This window comes from Rhodococcus sp. YH3-3 (genome assembly GCF_001653035.1).
Classification (GTDB): Bacteria; Actinomycetota; Actinomycetes; order Mycobacteriales; family Mycobacteriaceae; genus Rhodococcus_F; species Rhodococcus_F qingshengii.
In genome coordinates, this window is sequence record NZ_BCWH01000002.1 from 764718 (window position 1) to 789175 (window position 24458).

The following is a 24458-nucleotide window of genomic DNA, read 5'->3' on the forward strand; positions in this document are numbered from 1 at the left end:
GGAGAGCCTGATGGCACCAGAAGTTGCGGTAGTTCTCGAGGGATACACCTACTTCGAATGCCCGCGCTGGCACGAGAACCGGATCTGGGTATCGGACTTCTACACCTACCAGGTGATTTCGGCCTGCGAGGACGGGACAGACATACGCGTCGAGGCGGAGGTTCCAGGGCAGCCGTCCGGGCTGGGGTGGCTTCCGGACGGCAGATTACTGGTCGTCTCCATGCGGGACCAGAAGATTCTGCGGCGAGAATCCGATGGCGAGTTGGTGGTGCACGCAGACTTGTCCGGGTACGTCAGTGCCAACGTCAACGACATGCTGGTCGACGCACAGGGACGAGCGTACGTGGGCAACTTCGGGTTCGATCTGATGAACCTGGCCCCCGTCGAGACGGCAGATCTCCTCCGCGTCGACCCCGACGGATCGGTGCACGTCGTCGCGCGAGATCTCCACTTCCCCAACGGAATGGCTCTGACGTCGACCGGAGATCTGCTCGTGGACGAAACGCTGGGAAATCGAATCAGTGCGTTTGCCGTCCAGGCCGACGGCTCTCTGGGTGAACGCCGCGACTGGGCGTCGTTCGGGCCGGTGCCTGGTGGACCCGAGATGGAGACCACCCTCGCTCAGATCGTCGTTGCGGCGGACGGGTGTTGTATCGACGGAGACGATTCGATGTGGGTGGCCGATGCCCTCGGAAGCCGTGTTCTTCATGTGGGCGCCAGCGGGGAGATAGTCGACGAAATTGCCTTCGACAGCGGTGTCTTCGCTTGCGGACTCGGCGGTTCCGACGGTCGTACCCTGTTCGTTTGTGCCGCCCCGGATTTCAATGAACACGCTCGCAAGGTGGCTACCGAAGGAAAGCTGCTGTCGATTCGCCTGGAGCCTTTGAGCTGATATGGAATTGGTGACCTCGCTACCTGCCGACACTCCGCTGCGGCAGGTAGCTCAGCACGTCCGACGCATCGAGAACCTTGGTTTCGACACGGTGCACATCTCCGAAACCATTCGTGATCCGTTTGCGGTGGCGGCCCTGGCCGTCGAGCACAGCAGTACTCTCACTGTCCGGACGTCGATGGTTGTCGCGTTTGCGCGCAGTCCCATGGTGACGGCTTTGGCTGCCTGGGATCTTGCGGGTTTCTCGGGTGGACGATTTCAACTGGGGCTTGCGACGCAGGTGCGTGGGAACATCGTCGGGCGGTACTCGATGCCGTGGACGGATCCTGTTGCGCAACTGCGTGATTACGTCAGCGCTGTACGCGAGATCTTCCGAGTGTTTCAGGAGGGCGGTGAACTCGACCATGCCGGAACGCACTACACCTTCGACCGGCTGCAGCCCTACTTCAATCCCGGGCCGCTCGATGTTCCGGCTCCGGAGATCTGGACCGGGGGAGTGAACTCGCGCATGTGCTCACTGGCGGGAGCCGTCGCCGACGGTTTTGTTTCTCACCCCACCAGCTCCCATCCGAAGGTGCTCGCGGAGAGGATCATTCCATCGTTGACGGCAGGAGGAAGGAAGCCGCGACTGATTGCCGTTCCGAAGATGATCACCGGCAAAGATCCTGCCGCGATACTTGCTCAACGAGAAGCGGTGCGCAGTGAACTTGCCTTTCTCTACTCCACTCCGGCGTACCGAGTCGCGCTGGAGGTCCTCGGATTATCCGAGGTCGGGGAAGAACTGACAGTGATGGCGCGGGCAGGTGATTGGGCTCGACTACCTGACGTCCTCACCGACGATGTTCTCGACAGGCTGGTCACGCAATGCACCTACGCCGAACTCCCCGAGGTGCTGAGTTCGAAATACGCGAGTCTCTGCGACGGCATTGCACTGGCGGTGCCGGCGAATCCCGCCGACGACCGCGTCTTCGCAGCGATGTGTGAGGAGATTCGAGCCGCCGCAGCGTCTGCCCCGTGACGTCCAGTCGGCGCGAACTACACTCTCGACATGGGGCGCGTCTACGAAGGCATCGATGAAAAGCTCACCACGTGGTTGCAGGCTCAACCGCTGTTCGTCGTTGCCACCGCACCGTTGTCTGCTGACGGGTTGGTCAATTGCTCACCCAAAGGGGGAGTCGGATCGTTTGTGGTGCTGACATCCAACCGGGTGGCGTACCTCGACCTCACCGGCAGCGGTGTGGAAACCATCGCGCACGTGCGCGAGAACTCCCGAATAACACTGATGTTCATGGCGTTTGACGGACCACCGAAGATCGTACGACTGCACGGTCACGGACACGTTCTGCTTGCAGGGTCGGAACCGTTCAACGAGCTTGTCGGTAGGTTCCCTGAGCACCCGGGGCTGCGGTCGATCGTCGTGGTCGATCTGACGCGCATTTCGGATTCGTGCGGATTCGCAGTACCGCTGATGGACTACCAATCCGATCGTGACGTGCTCGACCGCGTAGCGGAGAAGAGGGGGCCGGAGCGGCTCATCGCCTATCGCGCCGAGAAGAACGCGAAGAGTGTGGACGGGTTGCCCGGTATCGACCTGGAGTGATACAAAATCGCGTCGCCGTGCGAAAGAGTGTGGGGCAGGTGATTCTGACATTGCCTGCCCCACGTCCTCGTTGTGCTGGTTACTTCGCCATGTCCTGGGCTGCTCGGTACGAGAAGACCATGGCCGTGCCGAGCGGAACGCCAGGACCGGGGTAGAAGCGGCCGCTCAGTGACGCGCTCGTGTTGCCGGCGGCGTACAGGCCGTCGATGGCGCTGCCGTCGGCACGCAGGACTCGACCGTTGACGTCGGTGACCAATCCGCCCTTGGTGCCGAGGTCACTGAGGACGATGCGGGCCGCGTAGAACGGACCGTTCTCGATCGCCGTCAGTGCCGCATTCGCGCCGCCGTTGGGTGGGCAGAAGAATGCGTCGTACGGGTCTTCGCCGCGATGGAACTCTTCGTCGACTCCCAGCTTTGCGGCGTCGTTGAACTTTTCGACAGTGCTGCGCAATGCGTCGGCCGGCAGTCCGGTCTTGGCGGCGAGTTCTTCGAGAGTGTCGGCGGCGACCCAGGTTCCGGCCTCGAGGTGCTTGGCGGGCGCCGTGTTCGGGATGCAGATGGCAGGCAGTCCGCCACCCTCGCGCGAGTCGAAGATCATGAACGACGGCACTGCAGAACCGTTGTCGTCGTGCGCATCCATGGCCCGGCCGAACTGGTCGTACGGGAGAGACTCGTTGAGGTAACGCTCGCCCGCGTTGTCGACGACGAGTCCGCCGCGAACGCCGACCATGAATGCGGCGCTGCCGTCCGGCTGCTCGACGCCGGGGCAGAACCACGCCTGATCGAGCAAAGCGGTTGCGCCACCGACAGCAATTCCGGCGGAGATCGCGTCACCGGTGTTGGCGCCGAAGGGACCCATACTCCAGATCGCTTTGCCGGGGGTGCCGGCCTGCTCACGCATCTCGGCGTTGCCTTCGATGCCGCCCGCTGCCATCAGCACACCGCGGTTCGCCTTGATTCGCTGGGTTTCGCCGCCGGATTCGACCTCGGCGCCGACAACCCGACCGTCTTCCACGATCAGGGAGGTGAGGATGGATTCGGTACGAAGTTCTGCGTTACCGGTGCTCTGGACTGCGGCCAGCAGTCGGCCGATCAGTGCGCGCCCACCGATCATCGGGCCGGGAGCATGATCCTGACCGGTGCGGTCTTGGTCGAGTTCCGGACGCACCTTGCCGGCGAGGTCACCGATGTCGGCGGGATCGAGATCGAGAGGGTTGATGGAGCGTCCCGTGTCCATCCGGCCTTCGGCCTTGTAGTAGTCGGGGAACGCACGGAACTCGAATTCGATGTGCGGGTTCTGCTCGAGTAGTGCGACGACATCGGGAGCGGTCTCGACATAGGCATCCTGGCGCTCGGACTCGGCGTCGCCGAGCAATGCGCGCAGATAGGTGCGTGCGTTCTCCGTCGAGTCGGGGAGTCCCGCACGTTCCTGTACTTGGGTTCCCGGCAGCCAGATGGATGCGCCCGAGTACGCGGAAGTTCCGCCGAAGCGATCGGTTTTCTCGAGGACGATCGTCGTCAATCCTCGAGCTGCCGCGGTGTATGCGCCGGTCAGCGCGCCGCCGCCGGAGCCGACTACCAACACGTCGCACTCGGTGGTCCAGTCCTGCATCATTGCGTCCTTACTCCAAGAGGGTGGGGTGTCCACGGAATACCGCACGGGGATAGAAGGCCATGCCAGGTCCCACTGAGCGGGCAATATGCCGAGATGGGTGGTCGAGATGAGAGAATTGGCGAGGTCGTTCGCGACCGGGACACAGAATCGATGATGGGGGCGACGTTGCCGAGAATTGCCGAGGTCAGGGACGCTGCAGAGCCCAGTTCGGACGAGCAGCGGGCGCGCCATGTGCGGATGCTGGAAGCGGCAGCCGAATTGGGGACCGAGAAGGAACTCTCACGGGTACAGATGCACGAGGTCGCCAAGCGGGCGGGCGTGGCCATCGGCACTCTTTATCGCTATTTCCCCTCGAAGACGCACCTCTTCGTCGCTGTGATGGTCGAGCAGATCGACCAGATCGGTGCCAGCTTTGTCAGGCATCAGGTTCAGTCGGACAATCCGCAGGATGCGGTGTACGAGGTATTGGTTCGCGCGACTCGCGGGTTACTGCGTCGGCCGGCTCTCTCGACTGCGATGCTGCAGTCGTCCAGTACCGCCAACGTCGCGACGGTGCCGGACGTGGGAAAGATCGATCGCGGCTTCCGGCAGATAATCCTCGACGCGGCCGGGATCGAGAACCCCACCGAGGAAGACAACACCGGGTTGCGTCTGCTGATGCAGCTGTGGTTCGGGGTCATCCAATCGTGCCTCAACGGTCGAATCTCCATCCCCGATGCGGAGTACGACATCCGCAAGGGATGCGACCTGCTTCTGGTGAATCTCTCACGGCACTGACGTGACTTCGCCCCTCTCTGGGGAGGGTTCGTCATGTTCGCAAAATTGAAATAAATTCTATTTTTGAATCCGCATCAGTTGAGAGTTGATGTCAATCCGGACATTGCCCTGACATCATTAATAGAATAAATTACAGAAAAATAGACGGTGAGCCAGCTCACCGACCGAAAACTCCACGAAGGAGCGAACATCATGGGTCATGCAGTCATCGTCGAGGCCGCTCGGACACCTATCGGCCGTCGTCGCGGCGCCCTGGCGGGACTGCACCCCGCCGAGATTCTGGGAGCAGCGCAGCTCGGCGTTCTCGAACGGGCAGGCGTCGCACCGGAAGACATCGGACAGATCATCGGCGGCTGTGTCACCCAGGCAGGTGAGCAGTCCAACAACGTCACGCGGCAGGCGTGGCTGCACGCCGGATTGCCGTACAGCACCGCGGCAACCACTATCGACTGCGCCTGTGGATCCGCCCAGCAGGCAGTGCATTTGATTTCCGGCCTGATTTCGTCTGGTCAGATCTCGGCCGGTATCGGCTGCGGCGTCGAGGCTATGAGCCGTGTGTTCCTGGGTCAGGCAAACGCACCCGGAACGGGAAACCCGTACCCGGACGACTGGACCATCGACATGGGTGACCAGTTAACCTCCGCGCAGCGAATTGCCGAGAAGCGTGGGATCACGCGCGCCGACGTCGACGCGTTCGGTCTGGAATCGCAGCGCCGCGCAGCTCAGGCTTGGGCTGAAGGACGCTTCGACCGCGAGATCGTGCCCGTCAAGGCTCCCGTGGTGGACAAGGAAGGCGTGCCTACCGGTGAGATCGCCACTGTCACTCGCGACGGGGGACTGCGTGAGACGACGGCAGAAGCGCTGGCTGGGCTCAAGCCGGTCATCGAAGGCCATATCCACACCGCCGGCAACTCGTCGCAGATCAGTGATGGCGCGGCTGCGGTACTGCTGATGAGCGAAGAGCGCGCACAGGAACTGGGATTGAAGCCCCGCGCGCGGATCGTCGCGTCCGGCATGGTCGGATCCGATCCCTTCTATCACCTGGACGGACCGATCGAGTCCACCCAGATGGTGCTCGACAAGGCCAAAATGACCTTGGACGACATCGATCTCGTCGAAATCAACGAAGCCTTTGCCTCGGTCGTGCTCTCCTGGGCGCAGGTTCACGGCGCAGACCTGTCCAAGGTCAACGTCAACGGTGGTGCGATCGCGCTCGGACATCCCGTCGGTTCCACGGGCGCTCGTCTGATCACCACTGCGCTGCACGAACTCGAGCGCTCGAACAAGTCGACGGCTCTGGTCACGATGTGCGCCGGTGGCGCTCTCTCGACCGCCACCATTATCGAACGCATCTGACCCGTACTGACACTGTCGAATTGACGAGGTAGACATGACTATTGGATTGAGTGAAGAAGATCGTGACCTCCGCGACTCCGTACGGGGCTGGGCGGCGCGTCACGCAACACCCACCGTCGTCCGTGAAGCCGTCGAGGCGAAGGTCGAAACTCGCCCCCAACTCTGGAACGGGCTTGCCGAGCAGGGGCTTCTCGGACTACACGTAGCCGAGGAATTCGGCGGCGCAGGATACGGATTGGTCGAACTCGCCATCGTCGTCGAGGAACTTGGACGCTCGATGGTTCCCGGACCATTCCTGCCGACGGTAGTGGTCAGCGCTGTTCTCAGCGATGCCGGAGAAACGGACAGACTGCCGACGCTCGTGGATGGCAGCACGCTCGGAGCTGTTGCACTACAGCCGGGTTCGCTGAAGATCACCCGCGACGGCGACAACACCACCCTCAGCGGAACGTCCAGCCTTATTCTCGGCGGCCATGTCGCTGACCTGTTCCTCCTCGCGACGGACAGCGGATTCGTTCTGCTCGGACGTGACCGCCTCGAGGTCACGGACTTGGCCAGCTACGACGTCGTGCGTCGTAACTCCGAGGTCACCGTCGACGGTTTGGTGCTCACCGATTCCGAGATCCTCACCATCGATACCCAGCGTGTACTCGACATTGCCGCAACACTGTTCGCGGCCGAGGCATCAGGCTTGGCCGACTGGGCAGTCACGACGTCGGCCGACTACGCGAAGGTGCGTCAGCAGTTCGGTCGCCCAATCGGCCAGTTCCAGGGTGTCAAGCACAAGGCTGCACGTATGCTCGCGCTTTCCGAGCAGGCACGCGTCTGCGCTTGGGACGCTGCGCGCGCGCTGACTCCCGCCAACGGCGTCGGTGCCGAAGAGGCTTCTCTCGCAGCAGCCGTCGCCGGAGCCACGGCCCTCGAGGCTGGCTTCTCCGTCACGCGTGACTGCATCCAGGTGCTCGGCGGAATCGGCTACACGTGGGAGCACGACGCGCACCTGTACCTGCGCCGCGCGCAGTCCCTGCGAATTCTGCTGGGTTCCACGGCATCCTGGCGTCGTCGCGTTGCCGAGCTGACCATTGCCGGAACCCGTCGCGTGCTCAGCGTCGAGCTGCCGCCCGAGGCCGAGGCGATCCGAGCCGACGTCCGAGCCGAGCTCGCTCCTGCACTCGAACTCGAAGGCGCCGCCCAGAAAACGTATCTCGCGGAAAAGGGCTACACCGCACCGCACTTCACGGCTCCGTGGGGCAAATCCGCCGATGCCGTCAGCCAGCTGGTCATCGCCGAAGAGCTACGCGCTGCGAAGATGAAGCCGCACGACATGATCATCGGCAACTGGGTCATCCCGACGCTCATCGCGCACGGCAACGAAGAGCAACTTGCCAAGTTCGTCCCGCCGTCACTGCGCGGCGACATCGTCTGGTGCCAGCTCTTCTCCGAGCCCGGCGCAGGTTCCGACCTCGCGGCGCTGAGCACCAAGGCCACCAAGGTTGACGGTGGCTGGAAGTTGCAGGGCCAGAAGGTGTGGACGTCGATGGCACGCGACGCGCACTGGGGAATCTGCCTCGCGCGCACCGACGCCGACGCACCCAAGCACAAGGGCCTGTCCTACTTCCTCATCGACATCAAGAACAGTGGCCTCGACATTCGTCCGCTGCGCGAGATCACCGGTGAAGCACTGTTCAACGAAGTCTTCTTCGACGACGTCTTCGTTCCCGACGAGTGCCTGGTCGGCGAGCCAGGCGACGGCTGGAAGCTCGCTCGCACCACGCTGGCCAACGAGCGTGTCTCGCTGTCCAACGACTCGTCGCTCGGATCGGGTGGCGAGGCTCTTCTGAGCCTGGTCGACGGACTGCCCGGTGGCATCGACGACGAGCAGCTGACCGTGCTCGGAAAGGTGCTGTGCGACGCGCAATCCGGTGGTCTGCTCGGTCTGCGCACCACGCTGCGCTCGCTCACCGGCGCGCAGCCGGGTGCCGAATCCTCGGTGGCGAAGCTGATCGGTGTCGAGCACATCCAGCAGGTCTGGGACGTGGCAATGGAGTGGGCCGGACCGAGTTCACTTCTGGGCGAACAGCATCGGATGTCTGCAACCCAGATGTTCTTGAACTCGCAGTGCATGTCCATCGCGGGTGGTACAACCAATGTTCAGCTCAACATCATCGGTGAGCGAATCCTGGGTCTGCCTCGCGACCCTGAACCGGGAAAGTGACCTGCACATGAGCAATCGCACCTTCGTCATCGGCGTCGGCATGACCAAGTTCGAGAAGATCGAGACCCGCGACTGGGAATACCCGGACATGGTGACCGAAGCCGTCTCGAATGCCCTGACCGATGCCGGGATCGGCTACGGCCAGATTCAGCGTGCTGCGGTCGGTTACGTGTTCAACGCGTCGACAGCAGGACAGCGAGCTCTCTACGAGACCGGTCTGACCGGCATTCCGATCTTCAACGTCAACAACAACTGCGCGACCGGCTCGACGGCGCTGATGATGGCGCGCGAGTGGGTCCAGGCCGGACAAGCCGAGTGCGCCTTGGCCGTCGGCTTCGAGAAGATGACCAAAACGGCGTTGACCGGTAACGGTGAGATGCCCAAGGTCACGACCTTGGACTCTCAGCTGAAGATCATGGTCGAGGATTACGGGTTCGCCCGATCGCCGATGACAGCTCAGCTGTTCGGTAACGCTGCCGTCGAGCACATGAAGAAGTACGGCACCACGGTCGAGCAGATCGCAGCGGTGGCGGTCAAGAATCACAAGCATTCGGTGAACAATCCGTACGCACAGTTCCGTGACGAGTACACCCTCGAACAGGTACTCGGCGACAAGATGATTCACGATCCGCTGACACGTTCGCAGTGCTCGCCGACCTCGGACGGCGCCGGAGCCGCGATCGTCGTGAGCGAGAAGTTCGTGCGTGAGCACGGCCTCGAAGACCGGGCGATCGAAATCGTCGCACAGGCGTTGACCACTGACACCGAGGCAGCGTTCGCCGAGAAGTCGATGATCGACGTGGTCGGCGCGCCGATGACGGCAGCTGCGGCAGAGCAGGTCTTTGCGCAGGCCGGGATCACCATCGATGACGTCGACGTCATCGAACTGCACGACTGCTTCGCGATCAACGAGATCATCACCTACGAGGGCCTGGGGATGTGCGCGGTCGGAGAAGGCGGAAAGCTCGTCGAATCCGGCGCGACCACGTACGGCGGCCAGTGGGTCGTCAACCCGTCGGGTGGTTTGATCTCGAAGGGACACCCGCTGGGCGCGACGGGCTTGGCGCAGTGCGCCGAACTCACGTGGCAGCTCCGCGGGACCGCGGATGCGCGGCAGGTCGACGGCGCTCGTATTGGCTTGCAACACAACCTCGGACTGGGCGGCGCGTGCGTCGTGACGGTCTACCGAGCCGGAACTTTGGAGAACTGATGGCTATCGATCTCGAGGTGGCGTTGGCCGCCGAACCGACTGTGCGCGAGGCGTCGTGGACCGATCGCGACGTCATGCTCTACCAATTGGGACTCGGGGCAGGGGTGAATGCTCTCGATCCCGCCGAACTGACCTGGGTGTACGAAAAGGGGCTGAAGGTACTCCCGACGTTTGCAATGGTTGCAGGCCAGGGAGTTTCGGCGGGTGTACTGCCCGCACCGTCGATGAGTATGCCGGGAATCGACATCGATCTGCGAAAGATCCTGCACGGTGGGCAGTCGCTGGCACTTCACGCGCCCATCCCGTCGACGGGTGCTGCCCGTATTTCCTCTCGGGTCGCCGATGTCTGGGACAAGGGTAAGGCAGCTGTGATCGTTCTCGAGACGGCGGCCGAGGACCTGGACGGGAATCCGTTATGGACCACCGGAATGCAGATCTGGGCGCGCGGCGAAGGTGGATTCGGCGGCAACGCCGGACCCGAAGTTGTTGCCGGGGTGCCTGATCGAGCGCCCGACAAGGTACTGACGTCGAGCACGAGTCCCTCACAGGCGCTGGTGTACCGACTCAGTGGAGACATGAACCCGCTGCACGCTGATCCCTCCTTCGCGAAGATGGCGGGCTTCGATGCACCGATTCTGCACGGCCTCGCGTCGTACGGAATCGTCTGCAAGGCCGTGGTAGACGGGATTCTCGACGGAGATCCGACGCGGGTGAAGAACTACTCGGTGCGGTTTGCCGGTTCGCTCTTCCCCGGCGAATCCATCACCACCTCGGTATGGCAGGACGGCAACACACTGACGTTGGCGGCGACGTGCCCCGAACGCGAGAACTCCCCGGTTCTCACGCACGCAACAATGGAGATCAACTGATGGACCTCGGTTCGCACCCCACAGCAGCGACACATCCGGGCGGCACGATTCTGACGTCGCCGCCGCAGGACGCCCCGGTCGACCGGGCCACGGCAGCAGCGCGTCGCGTTGTCGACGCGATGCTGCGCACCGACCGCGGAAACGCCAATTTGGACCGGGTTGCGGAGGAGCTCAACAGCATTGCAGAGCATCTCGAACAGCACTCACCCGAGGTGGCCGAGCGGTTGATCGACATGTGGAACGGTGAGGGCGTGACTCGTCACGACCCCGTGACCGGCCCCGAGAACGCCATTGCGCCGCCGCTCGTTCTGGAAGGGCTCGCTGACGGGTCGGTGCAGGGAGTGGTCACGTTGACGCTGCCGTACCAGGGCCCTCCCGGCCATGTGCACGGCGGTGTTTCGGCGCTGCTGCTCGATCACGTTCTCGGCGTCGCGAACGCCTGGGGTGGAACTTCCGGCATGACAGCACAATTGAGCACTCGGTACCATCGCCCGACTCCGCTGTTCGAGCCCCTCACGATCAGCGGCAAATTCCTGTCCAAGGACGGCCGCAAGATTCACACCGTCGGTGAGATCAAAACTGCGGACGGCGAATTGTGTGTGTCGGTAGAGGGACTGTTCATCGACAAGACCGTGCCGCGCCCCAGGTAGGGGCTTCGCCCCCGTGCGCCTTTTTGGTAGTGGGAACTACCAAAAAGGCGCACAGGGGTTCTGACGAAGGAAGGCCCAGTGGGCAAGCTCGACGGACGTGTAGCAGTGGTCACCGGTGCCGGTATGGGCATCGGGCGCGGAGTGGCGGGCGCGTTCGCGCGTGAAGGCGCGTCGGTGTTGGTTGCCGAGATCGACGAGGCAGCGGGCCTCGAAACCACCCAGTGGTTGCGGGACGAATGGGGCGCGGAGGCGGAATTCGTCCGGACCGACGTCACTGACAAAGCTCAGGTTGTTGCCATGGTCGACAAGTCCGTCGAGCGGTTCGGACGCCTCGACATCCTGGTCAACAATGCTTGGCGGACTTTCGGTTTCGCTCGGCTCGAGAAGATGTCCGACGAGCAATTGCGCGGCGGTTTCGACATGGCAGTGATGGCGGCATTCTGGGCGATGCAGGCTGCCCTGCCGGAACTGGAGCGTCACGGCACGGGCCGCGTGATCAACATGTGCAGCCTCAATGGCGTGAATGCTCACATGTACTCGGTGCAGTACAACGCGGCGAAGGAAGCATTGCGAACCCTGACTCGCACTGCTGCCCGCGAGTGGGCTCCCAAGCAGGTGAACTGCAACGTCATCTGTCCCGGTGCGCAGAGTGCGGCGTACAAGCGTGTCGCCGAAGCCAATCCGGAGAACGTGGCAGTGATGGCCGCACAGAACCCGATGGGGCGGATCGGCGATCCCCTCGACGACATCGGCCCCGTTGCGGCCTTCCTGGCAAGTGACGACAGCCGTTACGTCACCGGCAACACCCTCTTCGTCGACGGTGGTGGGCACATCAACGGCGTGCAGTGGGCGCCGACCGTCGACTGATCGACGGCGACGCAGCCGGTGTATCCGGCGTCTATTTGGCCGTGAACCCGGCGTCGACCGGCAACGCGATACCTGTGACGTACCGAGCCTGATCCGAAACCAGCCAGGCTATCGCGTTGCTGACGTCGGCAGCTTCGATCAACTCGACGTTCAAGAGGTTGCCCACGTAGGCTCCGCTCGATGTCGGGGAGTCCGCAAACAGCTTCGCGACCGCGTCGTTGACGACCATCGGTGTATTCGCGCCAGTCGGGTGCACGGAGTTGACACGAATATTGTGGGGAGCAAGCCAGTGCGACCACGTGCGCCCAAGCCCCACGATGGCGTGTTTACTCGCGCAGTAGCCGTCGGATCCGCCGGTGCCGTCACCTCCACGACCGACAAGTCCCAGAGTTGATCCGGTAAGGACTATTGCGCCACCTGTACCTTGTTCGATCATCGCGGGCGCTGCGGCCTGGACGGTATTCCAGACGCCGAATAGGTTGACCTCCATCTGGTCGCGGAAGGCGCGAGCATCGTCGATATCCGGGGACATCATGCCGATACCGGCGTTGGCCAGGACGATGTCGACGCTGCCCAGCTCCGCAATTCCTTCGGATACCGCAGTTCGCAGTGCGGACAGATCGCGAACATCCACTTCTCGCGCGACGATACTTCGTCCCAGGTTCTCGACCGCTGCTGTTGTCTGCCGCAAATCGTCGGCGGTTCCCATCGGGTAGGCCACCGATTCGATCTGACGGCAGATGTCGAGCGCAACGATGTTCGCGCCCTCCTGCGCCAATCGCACGGCGTGGCTCCTGCCCTGACCTCGGGCGGCCCCGGTGATCAGTGCGGTTTTGCCTTCCAACTGTCCGGGCATGCGTGCTCCGTCCGTCGTGAATCACGATTACTCGGTCATGAGTACTGACCCGAGGGGACGGCGAAATTCGTCGCCGGCGACGTAGTCTGAGTTCAGTTACAGCGGGAACTCGCTTCGGAAGAGAAGAGGCTCGGGATGTCCGATTGGGTGAAGAAGGTCGAAGCTGAAGCCAAAGGGCTCCTCGCCGAGGCGGAAGAAGAGCTGACCGTCCTCGAAGGTGTCGACACCATAGATCCGCTTGCCGACGACGATCCGGCACCAGAAGACGGCACCAAGCCGACGTCAGACTGACCCTGCGACCCGTCGGCGCGCCTCGACACCGCTCGGTATCTCAGTACGGTGGCGGGTCGTCCCCGTAGTCGATGGGTTCTCGGTGAGCCGGCGGTGATTTCCACTGCCTACATTGAACGTATTTCTCTGCTCGTTTCTGTATCCGTCGGCGCTGGCGATTGCGTTCACTCTGGATACGGGCAGCTTTGTTCTCCGCCTGGGTCCGCCGATTTCGACCGCCCTGGGGCGGTGTCGGTTCGTGCGATCCAGCCATCAGTCCTGCGGGTCGCGTTCGGTAACAATGCCCGGTCGGCGACGTCAGCGACATGGTCCGATCCTCGTTCGACGCGAACCGCCACCGGTCGGAATGCTTGAGGCGATGATGGTTGCGGCAGAACGCACTCATATTCGACGCGATCGTTTTACCGCCGCATTCGGGGTCGCCGTGATGGAACGGTTCATTGTGGTCCAGATCGGAATTCCAGGCCGGGACATCACAATGCAGCCATTGGCAGCTGCCCGCGATGATCCGTAACCAGGTATCGAGAACGGCGCCCGGTCGGTAGACGCGCGCCGAAGCAGGCACCGGCTCTGCGACGTCATCAGCAGGTGCGCGGACGTTTCGAATTGCGGCGTCACGGGCGATATCGCGAGCATGCTCAGCGCTGATCACCCCGTACCCGTCGAGGTGGGCGGGCTCACCGCCACCGTGCAGAGTGGAATCAGTCATCACGACGTGAACCACGGGCCGACGAACGACAACACCACCGCTACGATCCTGCGGGCAATCATCTCGGCCACAGTTGCACGGCAAGAATTGTGATCCGTTGGTCAACTCGAAGAGCGAGTCGGCTCGTCGCTGCTCGTACGTTCGTGAGTCGTTTCGGCATACCGACACTGCCAACTCGCGTAGTCGGCCGTCGAATGCCCTAGCCTGCTCTGCCGGAACGCTTCCCAAGATCTTTGCCATCCCGTCCTCGGCAGCGCTGACCCCGACGAAGCGATCGGTGAGAGCACGGCGTCGGCGTTCTCGCATACCTTCCGGGTCCACCATCGCCACGATCCGATCGATCGCCGCTGTCAGTCGCCTTCCCGTCAAGCCCGTTCCGCCTGCTACTGGTGGGGCGAGAACCTGCGCGAGCAGTAGTCGTTCCACCTCGTCGATCAATTCGTCTTTCACGTTCGCGGTCGCGGAATCGATCAAACCAACTCGGTACAGATCCAACTCGCCACGGGCCATCGCCGCTCGAGTGCGATGCAGACGAGTCTTTAACGAGAACCCCAACCCGATCAGCTTGCCGGCAGCCGCGCGACCCATCGTCAGTGACGCACCGACTTCCGATTCAGCCAATTCGTGTGCGGTCGACGACCACGCACCACTGGCGACATGCTCCGAGCTTCGCCGCGAAAAGAACTCGGCAATCACAGCGAGCTTGCGTTCGACCAGCATCGCCTCGCATGCATGCAGATCGGTCATGAGATCAACCAGCGCACAATCAGTTTCGGTACCGGTCAGCTGTGCTGAGATACCGAAGAGCTCTGTTGTCGGGTTGAACATGCATCCATTCTATTCGAATGTGTGTTCGATGCGAACTGAATTCTCAAATCAGTCGGAATAGTCCGAATCGGCCGAAATGCTTATTGTGCTTGCGTTTTGGATCCTGTTCATTCGAAACTCGAACGTGATTGTCGTGCCACTGTGTAAGTATCGGCTTGTGGCAGACAACGCGGTGAAACTCAGTGAACAGTCGCTTGTGCTCTTCATGGACTATGGACAGTTTTACATATACGGCGACGATGACGGTTTCGGGAGGGAAACGGACCTGCTCGAACTCGCGATGGCTTCGCGCCCTGCTTACAGTGACGGCACAGTTGTGATTGTCCTGAGCCCGCACCAGAACAACTTCAACATGCATACAACGGTCGAAGTCTGGTCCTCCCGACCCACATCCGATCGCGAGAAATGGCAGCAGGTCAGTGAGTCGTTTCTGACGGTTGGTCCGCAGGGGTCAATCAGCTTTGATTCACCTCCGGGTGGGGAGTTCATTGTCTGTGATGTACCCGAGGGGTCATATCTGGTCGAGATTGCCGGCCGCGGTTTTGTAAACTACGGCTGGCCCGGATCGACGGAACCCGGAGATGTTTGGCGGGTGCGTATGTGGCCTGCAGGTGGTGACGAGGTGCGGCCATCGCTGCAGTGGGACATGCCGGGATATGGCGTTCCTGTGGACGAACCGATACCTGAACCGATTCCTCGTCCACAACGGGACATCGAGTCGAAATGGATAACGATTTACGGCGAGAACGGCGAGCCGTCCAGGGTTGTGCAAATCAGTGACCTCCGCGCCGAAGCTGCTGAACGAGAGCGGCAGGAGTGGGGAGGAGATCCGATGCCTGAACTCGAACGATTCCAGTCCGGCAAAGATCTAGCTCGTATGGACCGACCACTTGTCGAAGCGGTCGTCCGCATGAACGTCGCGACTCTTCGTCGACTCGCGTTTTGGGCCGCTGTGCAGGCGTATGAGCATGCGGGATTAGCCGACAGGGATTGGGTTCGTCCGGCCCTCAACGCTATGCATGTGGGACAACAACTTCCGGAACCCTTCGGAAATCGCACAGCGGCATTCGAGCACCTACACGAGGAGGAATTTGGTGCGGGGACCGAGAATGTGGAGTTGGAAGTCAAGATCGAGATAGTGGACCATTCGCCGCAACCGGAGTCCAATCCGTTCGATCACGGGAATATTCATGTCCCGTCCTACGCTCTCAATGCGATTTTCGACGCGATCGAATCGGACCCGTTGACCGCAGCGGTCAATGCATTGGGAACGGCAGCAGTCACGTTCGGGAAGGATATCCGCATGTTGTTCGCGAGAGCGCGAGTTGAATTCGACCTCGAAGACTGAACCCCAAGTTATTCAAGGGACCTTCGTAGTGCGGTGAGCGGATCCGAGGCATCTCGACGCCCACGCGGACCAGGCCCTTCGGGGTTGACGAAGCGGCCCTCGTCCGAGCGAGTCCACTCGCGTACGGCCCATCTCTCCTTGATCGCCCAACGGCCGTCGCGTCGCTCCATGTGGTCGATGAACCGCGCACCACTGGTGAAGTTGATCATTCCGATGTCTTCGGGCCCGCCCCAGTGTGTGGACATCGAATATGCCTCGCTGATCGCGTGGTCGCCGTGCAGTTCGACCAGGTGGTTGCCGATGTGGTGCATCGTGCCGCCGATCGCGGAGAGTTTTGTTGTGGCCCAGGCGATGTACTCGTCGATGGTGCCGTCGAATCCGGTGTGATGGTCGATCGCGTCCGGGTGGTAGGCGCTGCGGACGAGATCGAAGTCGAGGCGATCGATGCCGCGGCAGTACGTCAGAACCACCTCACGAATTGCCTGCTTGTCGATGAGATCCTGCAGTGCCTGGTCCATGTCACGCCTCCTTGATGCTGGTCATCCAGTCGAGTAATTCCGGTAGTTCTTCGGCAGCGCAATCGAATACGGCAGGCCGAAGCACCACGGCAGACGCGCCGCGGTCGGACCAGTCCAGGACCTTGTCAGCGGTTGCCGAGAGGTCGACGGACCGATTGTCGCGCCGAACCGGCGCCGCAGACACTTGCACACGTGCGGTATCCGGCTCGCGGTCGTGGGCTTCGAACGTGTTGCGCAGCAATGTGACACTGTCGGTGAACGTTCCCAGGTCGGTCGGGTTCACGGTCCAACCGTCGGCGACGCGTGCTATGCGGTCGAAGTTCCGCCGGCTTGGTCCGAAACCGAAGAGCACCGGTACGCGATTTTGGATCGGCAGCGGGAGGCTGTGGTAGTTCTCGAAGGCGAAGTCGCGTCCCTTGAAGGTGGCCGGAGCATTGGTCCACAGTTCGCGACACGCTGCGACAGCCTCCTCCATGCGCCCGAATCGCGCGTCGAAAGGCATGTTGGTAGCGGTGTATTCGGCTTCTTGCCAACCGACGCCGAAACCCATGACGGCTCGACCTTCGGACAATGAGTCGAGAGTTGCAACCTGTTTGGCAAGCAGGGCGGCTGGGCGAACAGTGGCGATCAGAACCGATACTCCGAGGCGAGCGCGTTCGGTCACTGCGGCGATCGAGGAAAGAAGTGAAATCGGTTCGTACCAAGGGTGATCCAACGGGAACAGGAAGTTGTGTTCGGCTACCCGCTGAGCGTGTGCTTCGGCATTGAACCCGAGATGATCGCCGGTGCAGATCAGATCGATCCCGGCACGGTCAGCACGCGCGGCGAAGTCCAGAACCGGGCGAATCTTGCCGTCGAACAGGGCCTCGAGGCCCAAGATGTTGACGCCGATTTCCACAGTCGTCGTTCCTCTACAGTGCCCGCTTGGCATGCGCGGACATCTCGCCCATGTTGTCCAGACAGAAGAGTCTCGAGCTGAACTGCCACGACCCGTCGACGCAGGTGAAGCGATCGAAGTAGCGCCCCGCCAGAATAGGTTGCAGGGCAAGATCTTCGGTACCTTGGATGACCGTGACGTACGAGAGTGCCGTCGCTGATTCACCGTCGACCGCGATTCGCGTGTTGGTCAGCAGATGTTTGGTTCGTGGAACCGGCGGATCACCGTACATTCGAATGAAGCCGCTGCAGGCTGCGAACACTGCGTCGGCGTCGGACGAAATGAGCGTGATGGCAACCCCGTCCGGCCCGCACTGCCCGTAGTCGGACGAGGCGAACAATGCAGCGACTTCACGCAATCGGCCCTGATCGATCAGATGCGTGTACTCGCAGAGCAGGTCACGGATCGCCGACTCGGCGACGATCCGTGACAGCTCCGTGGTCATACGGTGATCTCGCGCCGAACCATCTTGCCGGTTGCATTGCGAGGCAACAGATCGCTGGTGATGCGCCACTTCGACGGCACCTTGAAGTAGGACAGTCGCTCGGCGGCGTAATCACGCAGCTCCGCCTCCGTTGTGGCGGCTCCGGGACGCAGGACGACCACGGCGGACACTTCCTGGCCGAGGTCGGGGTGCGGCATGCCGATGACAGCGCACTCGATCACGTCGGGGTGTTCGTCGAGCGTCTGCTCGATCTCGGTGGGGTAGACGTTCTCGCCGCCGCGCAGGATCAGGTCGGAACGACGACCGGTGAGACGGAGACGCCCGTTCTCGATTACGCCGAAATCGCCGGTGCGGAGCCAGCGTCCGGGGGCAATTGCCGACTCGGTCGCCTCGTCGTTCTCCCAGTATCCGAGCATGACGAAGGGGCTGCGTACGCACACTTCACCTTCGATGCCGTCCGGCAGCCATTCGCCGAAGGGATCGCGAATCTCCATCGAGACGGTGATGATCGGACGCCCGAGAGTGCCTGGGAACTCTTCGAGTTCGGCGCCGACGGCGACCGCAATGGCGGTGCTGCATTCGGTGAGGCCGTAGCTGTCGACCAGAGCATTGCGTGCGAACGGCACCTGCTCCTTGAGGCGTTCTTTGAACGCGGGCGACGACGGCGCGGATGCCAGTGAGAATGCAGTCAACGAAGAGACGTCGTACTTGGCGATGTTGCCGTGCTCGAGTAGCCGCGATGCCATCGTGGGGACAGCACCCCAGTTGGTGACGCGCTCGCGTTCGACCAACCCGAGCACCTTGTCGACGTCGAAGCCGCCCTCGGTCAGGATGACGGCACTGCCCGTCGCGAGACGGGGGACCACCAGATTGTGCAGGCTGGCGATGTGGAAGAGCGGGGAGGTGAGTAGATAACGCAGTGGGCTCGGCTTGGAAGCGTCGTACTCACGGCCGGTGAATGCGGCGCCGATCGCGTCGCTGTACTTGTGGTAGTCGACGACGGCCATCACGTTGCGGTGCGAATGGAGTGCGCCCTTGGGGCGGCCGCTGGTACCACTGGTGAACAGGATGACGGCGGGGTCGTCCTCGTCGATGTCGGTGCTCGGCACGTCGGAGCCTGCATATTCCGCGATGAGCGCGGGCAGATCCTCTTCCATGGTGAGGACCGTGATGTCTGCCGGCAGTTCGGGGAGGGCGGCGCCGCGCTTGGCGTCCACGACCAGAACCTTCGGACGTGAGAGCTCGATCCCGTGGGTGACCTCGCGCGGAACCCACCAACCGTTGAGACCGACTGCGATCGCGCCGAGCGCCTGCGTCGCGAAGAACGTCATGACCCATTCGGGAGTGTTGGCAGCGAGGATGCCCACACGGTCGCCCTTGCGGACTCCGTACTTGTCCCGCAGAGCAGTTGCCAGCGCGGCAACGGAATCGGCATGCTCGGTGAACGAGATTCGACGATCGCTGGTGACGAGATAGTCGCCGTCGCCCCAGGCCCGGGATGCCGAGATCAGTTCACCGATGGCGTGACCGCGGTTCTTCATCACAGGCATGACGGTGCCGAGAACCTCTTCTTCGACGATCTCGAATGGCCCACCTGGACCGGTGAGGCGTGAGACCGCCTGGTCCAGAAGCAACTGCGGATCTGCGGGGGCAGTCATGGAATGGCCTTTCGTATTGTGGCGCTTTTCACGTCACAAAATCTCACGAGAAAATCATATCTGTGGCGGCGGTTACCACTGAGCGAGACTGGGACGGTTCCGGCTCTGAGGCGTCGATACGTTCGAGTCGTATCGCAGTTGGAGTAATCGACATTCCGATATCGACTAGGACACAGGACACGATGACGAACACCGCCACCGAAGCATCTTCGAATGCAGCTCTTGCAGCTCCTCAGCGCGAGGACGTCGCGCAGATGTTGATCGACCGTCTCGGTGATCAGCACCTGGGCCTGCGGACGCGGACGCAGGACTGGAGCTGGGACGAGGTGGTGCGCGAGAGCGCAGCGCGCGGCTCGCTGGCGAAGTCGCTTCGCGCGCCCGGACCGTTTCACATCGGAGTACTTCTCGAGAACGATCCGGAGTTCCTGTTCTGGCTCGGCGGCGCGGCCCTGACCGGGGCCACGATCGTCGGCATCAATCCGACCAGGCGTGGAGCTGAACTCGAGGCTGAGGTCCGGTACGTCGACTGCCAGCTGATCGTCACCGACAAAGCAGGCTACGAGAAGCTTGCCGGCCTGGACCTCGGGCTGACCGAAGATCGTTTCGTCCTGGTCGACGACGCGTCGTACCCGGACAGGATTGCAGCACATCACGTCGAGTCGCCTCAGATCGACCTCGGTGTCGACGCGTCGACGCTGTTCTTGCTTCTCTTCACCTCGGGCACTACCGGAATGTCCAAGGCAGTGCGGTGCAGCCAGGGGCGTCTGACGCGGTTGGCCTACGCGAACTGCGCCAAGTACGACATCGACCGCGACGACGTCTGCTACTGCTGCATGCCGCTCTTCCACGGCAACGCGTTGATGGCTCTGTGGGCGCCGGCCCTTTCGCAGGGAGCTACGGTCTGCCTCGTTCGTAAGTTCACGGCCTCGGGATTCATGCCGGACGTTCGGTTCTACGGCGCAACATATTTCACCTACGTCGGTAAGGCCTTGGGGTATCTCATGGCGACGCCGGAACTGCCCGACGACATCGAGAACACCCTCACCCACGGCTTCGGGACCGAGGCGTCGCCGGGGGACAAGGCAGAGTTCATCCGTCGTTTCGGTGCACAACTTTTCGAGGGATACGGTTCGAGTGAAGGTGCCGGTTCAGTAGTGCTCGATCCGAACCAACCTGCCGGAGCACTGGGCCGTCCCGCGAGCGAGAACATCGTCATCGTCGATCCCGATACGCGCGAAGAGCGACCCCGCGCAATTCTCGACGAGCACGGTCACGTGCTGAACCCCGACGAATCCATCGGCGAGATGGTCGACAAGGCCGGATCGAAGAAGTTCGAGGGGTACTACAAGAACGAAGACGCGATCGCCGAGAAGATTCGCCACGGTTGGTACTGGACAGGCGATCTCGGCTACGTCGACGAGGCCGGCTTCATCTACTTCGCGGGACGCAAGGGCGACTGGATCCGGGTCGACGGTGAGAACACCTCGGCCCTGATGATCGAGCACATCCTGCGTCGGCACCCCAAAGTGATTGCCACGGGTGTCTTCGCGGTACCGGATCCGCGTTCGGGTGATCAGGTCATGGCTGCGATCGAGGTCGCCGATCTCGCCGATTTCGATCCGGTCGAGTTCGCCGACTACCTTGCCGCGCAGGCGGATCTGGGTACCAAGGCAGCGCCACGATTTGTTCGCGTTTCGACCGACCTGCCCGTCACGGGCTCCAACAAGGTACTCAAACGTGAACTTCAAGCCGATCGCTGGCGGACCGACGAACCAGTGTTCCACTGGGTGGGCCGAGGCACTCCCGAATACACGTTGATGACCGAAGCTGACGTGGTGAACCTGGAGAAGGAGTTCGAGACGCACGGCCGCACGCGGTTCCTGTGAGTGAAGTTGCGCTGGTGACCGGCGCTTCCCGGGGGATCGGCCGAGAGTGCGCGCTGGCATTCGCGCGCGCCGGATTCGACGTTGCAATCACTGCTCGCACCGTTCGTGAAGGAGAGGGGCGGGCAGCCCCGCGAACGAGGCAAGGCGAGCAAGTGATTCCGGTGCCCGGCAGCCTGGAGACGACGGTTGCCGAGATCGAGTCCTTCGGTGTGCGCGCATTGGCCGTTCCGATGAACCTGCTCGATCTGGCATCCGTCCGCGGCGCCGGTGAACGGGTGCTGGCCGAGTGGGGACGTGTCGACGTGCTGGTGAACAACGCCTATGCGCAGACTGTCGGAAACATGGACCGGGTGCTCGACATCGAGATCGACGACGCTCAGGCGATGGCGATCGGGAATTATCTGCACCAACTCGCTCTGGTCCAGGTGATACTCCCGTCGATGATCAAGAGCGGCAACGGCGTAGTGGTCAATCTGGCATCGGGCTCGGCGACCATGGATCCGCCTGCGCCTCCCGGCGAGGGTGGTTGGGGTCTGTCGTACGCCGCGTCGAAGGCGTCGTTCGGACGTATTGCCGGAGCGATCAACTCCGAGTACCGAGACGCCGGAATCAAAGCGTTCAACCTGAGTCCGGGATTTGTCATCACGGAATCAGGGAAAGCCCGTGGTGGCGCGGACGCAATCGTGGACGCCGGATTTGCGGCCACACCGGCATCCGTACCCGCTGCAGCGGCGGTGTGGCTTGCAACAGATCCCGATGCGGACCGGTACCTCGGTCGCGTCGTGGATGGTCCGAAATTGATGGCGACACTGGAGGAAACGGTATGAAGCTCGGCGTGGTCGTTCCGGTCGAACTGGGTCGAAGCGGAGACCCTGATTGGATTCTGCAATTCGCCCGTGCGGCCGAGTCGCTGGGTTTCGACGAGATCTCGGCAGTGGAGCACTCGGTGGTCATCGCCGACACCGAGAGCGAGTACCCCTATTCTCCGACCGGAAAATCGCATCTTCCCGATGACTGCGACATCCCGGATCCGCTCGAACTGCTTTCGTTCGTGGCGGGTGCCACAACCACTTTGGGCTTGTCCACTGGAGTTCTGGTGCTGCCCAATCACAATCCGGTAGTGCTCGCCAAACGATTGGCGACGCTCGATCGCCTTTCCGGTGGGCGATTGCGCATCTGCCTCGGCCTGGGGTGGATGAAGGAAGAGATCGAGGCGTGCGGCGGTGACTTCGAGCGCCGCGGCAAGGTAGCCGATGAGGCCATCGCGGTGATGCGTTCACTCTGGGCGGGCAAGGAAGCAGTCGATTTCGACGGCGATTACTTCTCGTTCAAGGGTGCGTACAGCTGGCCGAAGCCGCACCGCGAATCCGGAGTTCCGCTCTACATCGGTGGACACAGTCTCGCTGCTGCTCGGCGAGCAGGCCGGTTGGGTGATGGTTTCCAGCCGCTGGGACTGGCCGGTGAAGATCTCGACAAGGCTGTAGCGGCGATGAAAGCGGCTGCGGTGAAGGCAGATCGAGATCCTGCCGACGTATCGCTGGTACTCGGTGCGACACTGCCCAGGCTCGACGAAGCGAAACTCGACTGGGCACGCGGGTTGGGAGCCGATCGAATCGTGTTGTCCGCGAGTCGTCGTGGCACGTCGCTGGAACTGATCATCGACGAAATGGCCGAATGCTCGAAGCGGCTGGGGCTGAGTAACTAGGAGTGCGGGCGTGACCGGCAGCCATCGGAGCGGCTGCCGGTCATTGCTGTAGTTATTGCTTGGTCAGCAATTTGCTCCGGAGCTTTGCGATCGTGTCGGCGTCAAGTTTCAGCACGTCCTGCGAAAACTTCTCCCACCCACCGAACTGGTCGCGAATCTTGTCGAGTACTGGCTGAATCTGGCTGGGACGCTGCTCCATCAACGGTTTCAACAGATCGACATCGATTCCTTTCGAAGACAGAAACGTGTAGGTCTGTTCGTTCTTGGCTTTGTTGTAGGTGTTCGACAGGACGAAGTCGTCGACGATGGTCTTGTCAGGAACACCCAGAATGCCGAGAAGTAGAGCTGTCATCAGTCCAGTGCGGTCTTTGCCTGCCGTGCAGTGGTAAGCGACTGCGGACTCGGAATCGGCGATGGTCCGTAGGGCTTGGGAATACCCAGTCATTCCGTCAGGCTTGGACAGTTGGTCGACGGCGCCGGTGTCGCTGATCCGGACGGCTTCACCGCCCCCGAGCACCTGCTCCACGATTGCAGGGTCACCAGATTTCAGGGCACTCGTAATCGCTGTGGCAAGAGCCTGAGTGCCGGCATCCAGGACTGCCGTGTTGACCACTTTCACGTTCGCGGGAACCTTGTCTGCTCCGTCCTTTGCGATCTCGCTGTCACCTCGGAAATCGACAACGGTCCGGATGCCTGCGTTCTCGATCGTTTGTTGATCGTCAGCAGTCAGATCGCTCAAGCGGTCGCCACGAAAAACCAGGCCCCACTTGACTGATCGGCCGTCGGCTGTCTCGTATCCGCCGACATCACGCACGTTGGCTGCGCCCTGCAGCGTCACGTGGCGGGTTGACGCGATGGTGGAAGTGCCGTCCTCGTCTATGACCTCGAAGTACCAGCGTGACAGTGGGTCGAGGCCGTCGACCTCAGTGGAGAAGCCGTCGACCGTGCCAATTTCCTTTCCTTCTGCGGCTGGGTTTTTCGGGTCGGTGGCGGCGAATACACGCACCTTTTCCGAGCCGCCGTGTTCCCAGACCAGTGAGTAGTGTCCGGCGGACGCTGATGTCACGTCGAGGTCGGTCGGCGTTTTCGCCGACTCGGCCTTGCTGCATGCGCCGAGTACGAGCATGAGTCCTGCCGCCGACAGCGCAAGAACTCGAGTTTTGCAAGTAGCCATGGGTCCTCCGAATCCAATTGGAAATCGGAGGCTACGCACCAGTGATCACTGT

General features: G+C 62.1%; 23 protein-coding genes. 15 read left to right on the plus strand and 8 right to left on the minus strand.

Annotation, left to right across the window (positions count from 1 at the left end; all coding sequences use genetic code 11):
- Positions 1-10: 10 nt before the first annotated feature.
- From YH3_RS16340 to YH3_RS16350, 3 genes are read left to right on the plus strand one after another with little or no spacing between them, the layout of a single operon-like run.
- Entirely contained in the window at positions 11-892 is an 882-nt protein-coding gene (locus YH3_RS16340; protein ID WP_030536983.1) for an SMP-30/gluconolactonase/LRE family protein, read from the plus strand.
- Between the two features lies 1 nt (position 893).
- Complete coding sequence (locus YH3_RS16345; RefSeq protein WP_042924836.1) at positions 894-1910, plus strand: TIGR03617 family F420-dependent LLM class oxidoreductase; 1017 nt, start codon at positions 894-896, stop codon at positions 1908-1910.
- 30 nt (positions 1911-1940) lie between these two features.
- Entirely contained in the window at positions 1941-2492 is a 552-nt protein-coding gene (locus tag YH3_RS16350; RefSeq protein ID WP_030536985.1) for a pyridoxamine 5'-phosphate oxidase family protein, read from the plus strand.
- Between the two features lie 79 nt (positions 2493-2571).
- On the opposite strand, the gene YH3_RS16355 is transcribed toward YH3_RS16350, so the two are convergent.
- Positions 2572-4104, minus strand: coding sequence for an FAD-dependent oxidoreductase (locus YH3_RS16355; protein ID WP_037128865.1), 1533 nt, complete (start codon positions 4102-4104; stop codon positions 2572-2574).
- Positions 4105-4257: 153 nt separating this feature from the next.
- On the opposite strand from YH3_RS16355, the gene YH3_RS16360 reads away from it, so the two are divergent.
- The 7 genes from YH3_RS16360 to YH3_RS16390 all read left to right on the plus strand — a co-directional run bounded on the left by YH3_RS16360 (position 4258) and on the right by YH3_RS16390 (position 12051).
- A complete protein-coding gene (locus tag YH3_RS16360) occupies positions 4258-4884 on the plus strand; it encodes a TetR family transcriptional regulator (RefSeq protein ID WP_030536987.1) in 627 nt (208 codons plus the stop codon).
- Positions 4885-5076: 192 nt separating this feature from the next.
- The gene (locus YH3_RS16365) at positions 5077-6240 is read left to right on the plus strand and encodes a steroid 3-ketoacyl-CoA thiolase (RefSeq protein ID WP_064444210.1); all 1164 of its coding nucleotides are present in this window, start codon (positions 5077-5079) and stop codon (positions 6238-6240) included.
- A gap of 34 nt (positions 6241-6274) precedes the next feature.
- The gene (locus tag YH3_RS16370; protein WP_064443726.1) at positions 6275-8455 is read left to right on the plus strand and encodes an acyl-CoA dehydrogenase; all 2181 of its coding nucleotides are present in this window, start codon (positions 6275-6277) and stop codon (positions 8453-8455) included.
- Positions 8456-8462: 7 nt separating this feature from the next.
- On the plus strand, positions 8463-9665 hold the full coding sequence (locus tag YH3_RS16375) for a lipid-transfer protein (protein WP_064443727.1): 1203 nt from the start codon (positions 8463-8465) through the stop codon (positions 9663-9665).
- Complete coding sequence (locus YH3_RS16380) at positions 9665-10534, plus strand: MaoC/PaaZ C-terminal domain-containing protein (protein ID WP_042448411.1); 870 nt, start codon at positions 9665-9667, stop codon at positions 10532-10534. The genes YH3_RS16375 and YH3_RS16380 overlap by 1 nt, the downstream gene beginning before the upstream one ends.
- Entirely contained in the window at positions 10534-11184 is a 651-nt protein-coding gene (locus YH3_RS16385; protein ID WP_003940283.1) for a PaaI family thioesterase, read from the plus strand. The genes YH3_RS16380 and YH3_RS16385 overlap by 1 nt, the downstream gene beginning before the upstream one ends.
- Positions 11185-11262: 78 nt before the next feature.
- Positions 11263-12051 (plus strand): SDR family NAD(P)-dependent oxidoreductase, encoded by a 789-nt coding sequence (locus tag YH3_RS16390; RefSeq protein ID WP_003940182.1) that lies wholly within the window; start codon positions 11263-11265, stop codon positions 12049-12051.
- 31 nt (positions 12052-12082) lie between these two features.
- Here the strand turns inward: YH3_RS16390 and YH3_RS16395 are convergent, their stop codons facing one another.
- Positions 12083-12907, minus strand: coding sequence for a mycofactocin-coupled SDR family oxidoreductase (locus tag YH3_RS16395; RefSeq protein WP_064443728.1), 825 nt, complete (start codon positions 12905-12907; stop codon positions 12083-12085).
- 135 nt (positions 12908-13042) lie between these two features.
- Between YH3_RS16395 and YH3_RS36065 the strand changes: the two genes are divergently transcribed.
- Entirely contained in the window at positions 13043-13198 is a 156-nt protein-coding gene (locus YH3_RS36065; RefSeq protein ID WP_003940615.1) for a hypothetical protein, read from the plus strand.
- A 40-nt stretch (positions 13199-13238) separates the two neighbouring features.
- Here YH3_RS36065 and YH3_RS16400 read toward each other — a convergent pair whose 3' ends face one another.
- The gene (locus YH3_RS16400) at positions 13239-14735 is read right to left on the minus strand and encodes a DUF222 domain-containing protein (protein ID WP_064443729.1); all 1497 of its coding nucleotides are present in this window, start codon (positions 14733-14735) and stop codon (positions 13239-13241) included.
- Between the two features lie 832 nt (positions 14736-15567).
- Here YH3_RS16400 and YH3_RS36700 point away from each other — a divergent pair.
- Positions 15568-16083 (plus strand): hypothetical protein, encoded by a 516-nt coding sequence (locus YH3_RS36700; RefSeq protein WP_230691710.1) that lies wholly within the window; start codon positions 15568-15570, stop codon positions 16081-16083.
- Between the two features lie 8 nt (positions 16084-16091).
- Here YH3_RS36700 and YH3_RS16410 read toward each other — a convergent pair whose 3' ends face one another.
- From YH3_RS16410 to YH3_RS16425, 4 genes are read right to left on the minus strand one after another with little or no spacing between them, the layout of a single operon-like run.
- The gene (locus YH3_RS16410; protein WP_042924821.1) at positions 16092-16601 is read right to left on the minus strand and encodes a nuclear transport factor 2 family protein; all 510 of its coding nucleotides are present in this window, start codon (positions 16599-16601) and stop codon (positions 16092-16094) included.
- 1 nt (position 16602) lies between these two features.
- Positions 16603-17499, minus strand: a complete 897-nt coding sequence (locus tag YH3_RS16415; protein WP_042924820.1) for a TIGR03619 family F420-dependent LLM class oxidoreductase — start codon at positions 17497-17499, stop codon at positions 16603-16605.
- Positions 17500-17512: 13 nt separating this feature from the next.
- The gene (locus YH3_RS16420; protein WP_054827056.1) at positions 17513-17983 is read right to left on the minus strand and encodes a nuclear transport factor 2 family protein; all 471 of its coding nucleotides are present in this window, start codon (positions 17981-17983) and stop codon (positions 17513-17515) included.
- Positions 17980-19641: a class I adenylate-forming enzyme family protein gene (locus YH3_RS16425; RefSeq protein ID WP_007732670.1), complete on the minus strand. Its 1662-nt coding sequence runs from the start codon at positions 19639-19641 to the stop codon at positions 17980-17982. The genes YH3_RS16420 and YH3_RS16425 overlap by 4 nt, the downstream gene beginning before the upstream one ends.
- A gap of 254 nt (positions 19642-19895) precedes the next feature.
- Between YH3_RS16425 and YH3_RS16430 the strand changes: the two genes are divergently transcribed.
- The 3 genes from YH3_RS16430 to YH3_RS16440 are packed head-to-tail and all read left to right on the plus strand — an operon-like array spanning position 19896 to position 23232.
- Positions 19896-21527 carry an AMP-binding protein gene (locus YH3_RS16430; RefSeq protein ID WP_037128859.1) on the plus strand — a complete coding sequence of 544 codons (1632 nt, stop codon included), beginning with the start codon at positions 19896-19898 and terminating at the stop codon, positions 21525-21527.
- The gene (locus tag YH3_RS16435) at positions 21524-22354 is read left to right on the plus strand and encodes an SDR family NAD(P)-dependent oxidoreductase (protein ID WP_030536994.1); all 831 of its coding nucleotides are present in this window, start codon (positions 21524-21526) and stop codon (positions 22352-22354) included. The genes YH3_RS16430 and YH3_RS16435 overlap by 4 nt, the downstream gene beginning before the upstream one ends.
- Positions 22351-23232, plus strand: a complete 882-nt coding sequence (locus YH3_RS16440) for an LLM class F420-dependent oxidoreductase (RefSeq protein ID WP_058037669.1) — start codon at positions 22351-22353, stop codon at positions 23230-23232. Before YH3_RS16435 ends, YH3_RS16440 begins: the two co-directional genes overlap by 4 nt.
- Positions 23233-23284: 52 nt before the next feature.
- Here the strand turns inward: YH3_RS16440 and YH3_RS16445 are convergent, their stop codons facing one another.
- Entirely contained in the window at positions 23285-24406 is a 1122-nt protein-coding gene (locus YH3_RS16445) for a tyrosine-protein phosphatase (RefSeq protein WP_082845730.1), read from the minus strand.
- Between the last annotated feature and the right edge of the window lie 52 nt (positions 24407-24458).

Bases quoted from the DNA above. Each gene is read 5' to 3' on its own strand.
- YH3_RS16340 (WP_030536983.1), top strand. From the start codon at position 11: ATGGCACCAGAAGTTGCGGTAGTTCTCGAGGGATACACCTACTTCGAA.
- YH3_RS16445 (WP_082845730.1), bottom strand. From the start codon at position 24,406: ATGGCTACTTGCAAAACTCGAGTTCTTGCGCTGTCGGCGGCAGGACTC.
- YH3_RS16355 (WP_037128865.1), bottom strand. From the start codon at position 4,104: ATGCAGGACTGGACCACCGAGTGCGACGTGTTGGTAGTCGGCTCCGGC.
- YH3_RS16380 (WP_042448411.1), top strand. From the start codon at position 9,665: ATGGCTATCGATCTCGAGGTGGCGTTGGCCGCCGAACCGACTGTGCGC.
- YH3_RS16345 (WP_042924836.1), top strand. From the start codon at position 894: ATGGAATTGGTGACCTCGCTACCTGCCGACACTCCGCTGCGGCAGGTA.
- YH3_RS16410 (WP_042924821.1), bottom strand. From the start codon at position 16,601: ATGGACCAGGCACTGCAGGATCTCATCGACAAGCAGGCAATTCGTGAG.
- YH3_RS36700 (WP_230691710.1), top strand. From the start codon at position 15,568: ATGCCTGAACTCGAACGATTCCAGTCCGGCAAAGATCTAGCTCGTATG.
- YH3_RS16370 (WP_064443726.1), top strand. From the start codon at position 6,275: ATGACTATTGGATTGAGTGAAGAAGATCGTGACCTCCGCGACTCCGTA.
- YH3_RS16440 (WP_058037669.1), top strand. From the start codon at position 22,351: ATGAAGCTCGGCGTGGTCGTTCCGGTCGAACTGGGTCGAAGCGGAGAC.
- YH3_RS16365 (WP_064444210.1), top strand. From the start codon at position 5,077: ATGGGTCATGCAGTCATCGTCGAGGCCGCTCGGACACCTATCGGCCGT.
- YH3_RS16350 (WP_030536985.1), top strand. From the start codon at position 1,941: ATGGGGCGCGTCTACGAAGGCATCGATGAAAAGCTCACCACGTGGTTG.
- YH3_RS36065 (WP_003940615.1), top strand. From the start codon at position 13,043: ATGTCCGATTGGGTGAAGAAGGTCGAAGCTGAAGCCAAAGGGCTCCTC.
- YH3_RS16420 (WP_054827056.1), bottom strand. From the start codon at position 17,983: ATGACCACGGAGCTGTCACGGATCGTCGCCGAGTCGGCGATCCGTGAC.
- YH3_RS16400 (WP_064443729.1), bottom strand. From the start codon at position 14,735: ATGTTCAACCCGACAACAGAGCTCTTCGGTATCTCAGCACAGCTGACC.
- YH3_RS16375 (WP_064443727.1), top strand. From the start codon at position 8,463: ATGAGCAATCGCACCTTCGTCATCGGCGTCGGCATGACCAAGTTCGAG.
- YH3_RS16395 (WP_064443728.1), bottom strand. From the start codon at position 12,907: ATGCCCGGACAGTTGGAAGGCAAAACCGCACTGATCACCGGGGCCGCC.
- YH3_RS16425 (WP_007732670.1), bottom strand. From the start codon at position 19,641: ATGACTGCCCCCGCAGATCCGCAGTTGCTTCTGGACCAGGCGGTCTCA.
- YH3_RS16385 (WP_003940283.1), top strand. From the start codon at position 10,534: ATGGACCTCGGTTCGCACCCCACAGCAGCGACACATCCGGGCGGCACG.
- YH3_RS16360 (WP_030536987.1), top strand. From the start codon at position 4,258: ATGATGGGGGCGACGTTGCCGAGAATTGCCGAGGTCAGGGACGCTGCA.
- YH3_RS16430 (WP_037128859.1), top strand. From the start codon at position 19,896: ATGTTGATCGACCGTCTCGGTGATCAGCACCTGGGCCTGCGGACGCGG.